Source organism: Microbispora sp. H10949, from assembly GCF_014161435.1.
Taxonomy (GTDB): domain Bacteria; phylum Actinomycetota; class Actinomycetes; order Streptosporangiales; family Streptosporangiaceae; genus Microbispora; species Microbispora triticiradicis.
Map to the genome: position 1 here is coordinate 1 of NZ_JABBWZ010000030.1, position 5,187 is coordinate 5,187.

At 75.6% G+C, this 5,187-nt stretch carries 1 protein-coding gene; it reads left to right on the forward strand.

Features of this window, described 5'->3' with window-relative positions; all coding sequences use genetic code 11:
* Positions 1-5,187: SDR family NAD(P)-dependent oxidoreductase (locus HHX40_RS35415; protein WP_182884043.1), on the forward strand; the 5,187-nt coding region annotated here is incomplete at both ends.

The following is a 5,187-nucleotide window of genomic DNA, read 5'->3' on the forward strand; positions in this document are numbered from 1 at the left end:
CGGGGACGCGGTTGGGGGATCCGATCGAGGCGCGGGCGTTGGGTGCGGCCTATGGGCGTGGCCGGGTGGCGCCGTTGTGGGTGGGGTCGTTGAAGTCGAACATCGGTCATGCTCAGGCGGCGGCGGGCGTGGGCGGGGTCATCAAGATGGTGATGGCCATGCGGCATGGGGTGCTGCCGGCGACGTTGCATGTGGACGAGCCGACGCCGCATGTGGACTGGGAGGGTTCGGGGCTGGCGTTGCTGACCGGGCCGGTGGCCTGGCCGCAGGGGGAACGGCCGCGGCGGGCGGGGGTGTCCTCGTTCGGGATCAGCGGCACCAACGCCCACGTCATCCTCCAGCAACCACCCACCGACACCCCCAGACAACCCCCCACCACCAGACTCGGACAACCCCCCACCACCACACTCGGACAGCCACCCACCACCGCCCTCGGACAGCCACCCGCCGACACACTCGGACAATCACCCGCCACCGGCGACGACCCTTCCACCGGCCAGGACGCCACCGCGCCGTCCGTCACCACGACGTCCGTCACCGCGACGACTGCGGGCCCCTCGGCCGAGGAGGGCGTGCCGCTGCTGCTGTCGGGAACGGACGCGGCGGCGCTGCGACGGCAGGCCGCCGCGCTCGCCGGGCACCTGCACGACCACCCGGAGCTCCGCCTCCGGGACGTGTCCACGACGCTCCTGTCGCGGGCGCGGCTTCCGTACGGCGCGGCCGTCCTGGGAGACCACCAGGCCGCCCTGCGCGCGCTCGCCCGGGGCGAGGTCCACGACGCGGTCGTGACGGGCGAGCGGATCGGTGGGCGAACGGTCTTCGTCTTCCCCGGTCAGGGGTCGCAGTGGCCCGAGATGGCCCGCGCGCTCCTGGACGCCGACCCGGTCTTCCGGGCCGGGATCGACGCCTGCGCCGAGGCTTTCGCCGAGCACACCGACTGGTCCCTGCACGACGTCCTGCGGGGCGCGGACGGCGCGCCCTCGCTCGACCGCGTCGACGTCGTGCAGCCGGTGCTGTTCGCGGTCATGGTGTCGCTCGCGGCGATGTGGCGCGCCGCAGGGGTCACGCCGGACGCGGTCGTCGGGCACTCCCAGGGCGAGATCGCCGCCGCTTATGTCGCGGGCGCGCTGTCCCTCGCCGACGCGTCGCGGCTTGTCACCCTGCGCAGCAAGGCCATCGCCCGGATCGCCGGGGACGGTGGCATGGTGTCGGTGGCGCTGGGCGCGGCCGAGGCGGCCGAGCTCGCGGCTCGCTGGGAGGGCGCCGTCGAGGTCGCCGTGCGCAACGGACCGCGCTCGACCGTCGTCGCCGGGGACGCCGCGGCGCTCGCCGAGCTGCTCGCCCGGTGCGAGGACGACGGCGTGCGCGCCCGCCGGGTCCCGGTGGACTACGCCTCCCACACGAGGTACGTCGAGCCGCTGCGCGAGGAACTGCTGCGGACGTTCGCGGGGCTGCGACCCCGGCCCGCCGAGATCGCCTTCCACTCCGCGGTGACCGGCGACGTGCTGGACACGACCACCCTGGACGCCGGCTACTGGTTCCGCAACCTCCGGGAGACCGTCCGCTTCGACGCCGCCCTCGGCGGCCTCGCCGACAGCGGCCACCGGAGGTTCGTCGAGATCAGCCCGCATCCGGTGCTCACCGTGGCCGTGGAGGAGACGTTCGCCGAGCGGGGGATCACGTGCCTCGCCGCGGGCACGCTCCGGCGCGGCGAGGGCGGGCCGGGCGCCTTCCGCCGAGCCCTGGCCGTGGCCCACCTCGCCGGTGTCCCCGTCGCCTGGCCGCGCGAGGGCACGCCGGTGGACCTGCCCACCTACCGGTTCAGCGGCGAGCGCTACTGGCTCACACCCTCCGCCGGACCGGCCCAGGCGTCCCGGCTCGGTCTCGCCGCAGCCCGGCATCCCCTGCTCGGCGCGATGGTCACGCTCGCGGACGGCGGGGCGGTGCTGACCGGGCAGATCGACCTGGCCGCGCAGGGCTGGCTCGCCGACCACCGGGTCCTGGGCACCACCCTGCTTCCCGGTACGGCGTTCGCCGAACTGGCCGCGCACGCCGGTCGGCTCACCGGCACCCCCGAGGTGCGCGAGCTGACCGTCGAGGCTCCTCTCACGCTGGACGCCGACCGGCCCGCGCAGGTGCAGGTGCTCGTCGCCGCCCCCGGCGCGGACGGACGGCGCGGCGTCGAGGTGCACGCCCGGGCCGGTGACGACCGGCCGTGGACCCGGCACGCCTCGGGCACCCTCGCCGAGGCCGGAGACACACCTGCGCTCCGCGACCCGCATGGCGACGAACTCCCGGCCTGGCCCCCCGCCGGGACCGAAGCGGTCGACGTGTCGGACGTCTACGACCGCCTGTACCGGCTCGGCTACGACTATGGCCCGGCCTTCCAGGGCCTCACCGCCGTATGGCGCCACGGCGACACGGTCTACGCGGAGCTGTCCTCCCCCTCGGACGCGGACCCGTCCGGCTCCGCGCAGGGCTTCCCGCTGCATCCCGCGCTCCTGGACGCGGCCCTCCACCCGGTGGTGGCGGGGCTCGCCGGGCTCGCCGACCCCGGCGCCGGCGCGCCCCTCCTGCCGTTCGCGTTCGAGGGCCTGCGCCTCACCGGCCGGGCCGGGCGCACCGTGCGGGCCCGCGTCGAGCCGCTCGGCGGCTCTCGGTTCCGCTACCTGTTCGCGGACGAGGGCGGGCAGACGATCGGGACGATAGAGTCGCTGGCCTTCCGGCCGGCCACCCGTGAGGACCTCACGGGCGTCCGGCCCGCCGCCGAGGCGTACGGCCTCGTCTGGGAGCCGGTGACCGACCTCGGCCCGGCGCCGCGCCGCGTCGGGGTGCTGGAGGGCTTCGGCGCCACCGGAGACCTGCTGGATCTCGGGAATCTCCGCGACCTCGGCGATCCCGACGACGTGGAGGTCGTCACCGGTGCGGACGCCGTGGCGCTCACCCGGGCCGAGGTGGTGCTCGTCCCGGTGGGCGGACCGCGAACCGCCGCCGTCCCCGAAGGCTCCTCCGCCGGTCTCGCCGGGCGGGCGCACGCCCGCACGGCCGCCGTCCTCGCCCTGCTGCAGCAATGGGCCGCCGATCCCGCGCTCGACGGCATCAGGCTCACGGTGGTGGCCGACGGGCGGGACCTCGCCTCCGCGCCGCTGCGCGGGCTGGTGCGCACCGCCGCCGCCGAGCACCCCGGCCGGTTCGCGCTCGCCGTGGTGGACGGCCCGGCGCCCGTGGCGCTGCTCGCCTCCGGGCACGGCGAACGCGAGGTGGCCGTACGCGACGGGGTCGTGCTGGCGCCGAGGCTCGCCGTCCGGGACCTGCCCGCGCCCGTGACCGAGCCCCAGCATGAGTACGGCCACGGGCACGGCGACGAGGACGGCGCCGACCCGGGCGCCGAGCTCAGCTCAGACGGCCCCGGGCTGGGCACGAGCGGCACTGAGGTCGCTACGGGTGGCGCCGGGCTCACTACGAACCGCACTGAGCTCACTACGAACGGCACTGAGCTCGGTACGGGCGGCACCGTGCTCATCACCGGCGGCACGGGAACCCTGGGGGCACTCGTGGCCCGCAGGCTGGCGGCGGCGGCCCGCCCGCCCCACCTGCTGCTCGTGAGCCGATCCGGGCCGGACGCCCCCGGCGCGGAGGCCCTCGCCCGCGACCTGCGCGAGGCGGGCGCGGAGGTCACCCTGGTGGCCTGCGACGTCGCCGACCGGGACGCCCTGGCGGAGGTGCTGGCCGCCGTCCCCGCCGGCCGCCCGCTGCGCGGCGTGGTGCACACGGCGGGCGTGCTGGCCGACGCCACCCTCACGGAGCTGGACGCCCGCGCGCTCGCCGCGGTGCTGCGGCCGAAGCTGGACGCCGCCTGGCATCTGCACGAGCTGACAGCGGAGCTTCCATTGGAGCGCTTCGTGCTGTTCTCCTCCGCCGTGGCCGCCCTCGGAGTGCCCGGGCAGGCGAACTACGCCGCGGCCAACGCGTTCCTCGACGCCCTCGCCGAGCACCGGGCCGGTCTCGGGCTGCCCGCGACCTCCGTCGCCTGGGGCGTGTGGGAGGAGGCCAGCGCCATGACCGGCCACCTCGACGACGCCGGCCGCGCCCGGCTCGCCCGGTACGGCGTGGGCACGCTCTCCACGGCCGTCGCCCTCGACGTCCTCGACCGGGTGCGCGAGCCGTACACCGTGGTGTCGCCCCTCGACGACGCCGTGCTGCGTGAGGAGGCGGCGGCGGGGCGGTTGCCCGCCCTGTTCTCCAGCCTCGTGGTCTTTCCGTCTCGTGTGCGGCGGGCGGCCGAAGGCGCCTGGGCGCGGCGGGTGCTGTCCGGACGTCCGCACGAGCGCCTGAACCTGGTCACCCGGCTCGTGCGCGAGCAGGCCGCGTCCGTCCTCGGGCACGACGATCCGGCCGAGGTGCCCGGTGACCGGCCGTTGAAGGAACTCGGCTTCGACTCGCTCACCTCGGTCGAGCTGCGCAACCGGCTGAACGCCCTGACCGGGCTGACGCTCCCGGCCACGATCGTGTTCGAGTTCCCGACCGTCGCCGCGCTCGCCGGGCACCTGCTCGGCCTCATCACTGTGGAGGAGAGGGCGGCCACCGCGGTCGCGGTGCGGGCGGCGGACGACGACCCGGTGGTGATCGTGGGGATGGGGTGCCGGTTCCCGGGCGGGGTGGCCTCGCCGGAGGACCTGTGGCAGGTGGTGGCCAGTGGCGCGGACGTCACGGGTGACTTCCCGGACGACCGGGGCTGGGACCTCGACGCCCTCTATCACCCGGACCCCGACCACCGGGGCACCGCGTACACGCGCCGGGGCGGTTTCCTGCACGACGCGGGGGAGTTCGATCCGGCGTTCTTCGGGATGAGCCCTCGGGAGGCGCTGGCCACCGATCCGCAGCAGCGGTTGCTGCTGCAGGTGTCGTGGGAGGCGCTGGAGCGGGCCGGCATCGACCCGCTGTCGCTCAGGGACAGTGACACCGGCGTGTTCATCGGGGCCATGTACGACGACTACGGCAGTCGTCTGCGCGTCGTGCCCGAGGAGCTGGAGGGCCTGCTGCTGGCCGGTAACGAGTCGAGCGTGGCGTCGGGGCGGATCGCGTATGTGCTGGGGTCGCGGGGTCCGGCGTTGACGGTGGATACGGCGTGTTCGTCGTCGTTGGTGGCGTTGGATCTGGCGGTGCGTGCGGTGCGGTCGGGGGAGT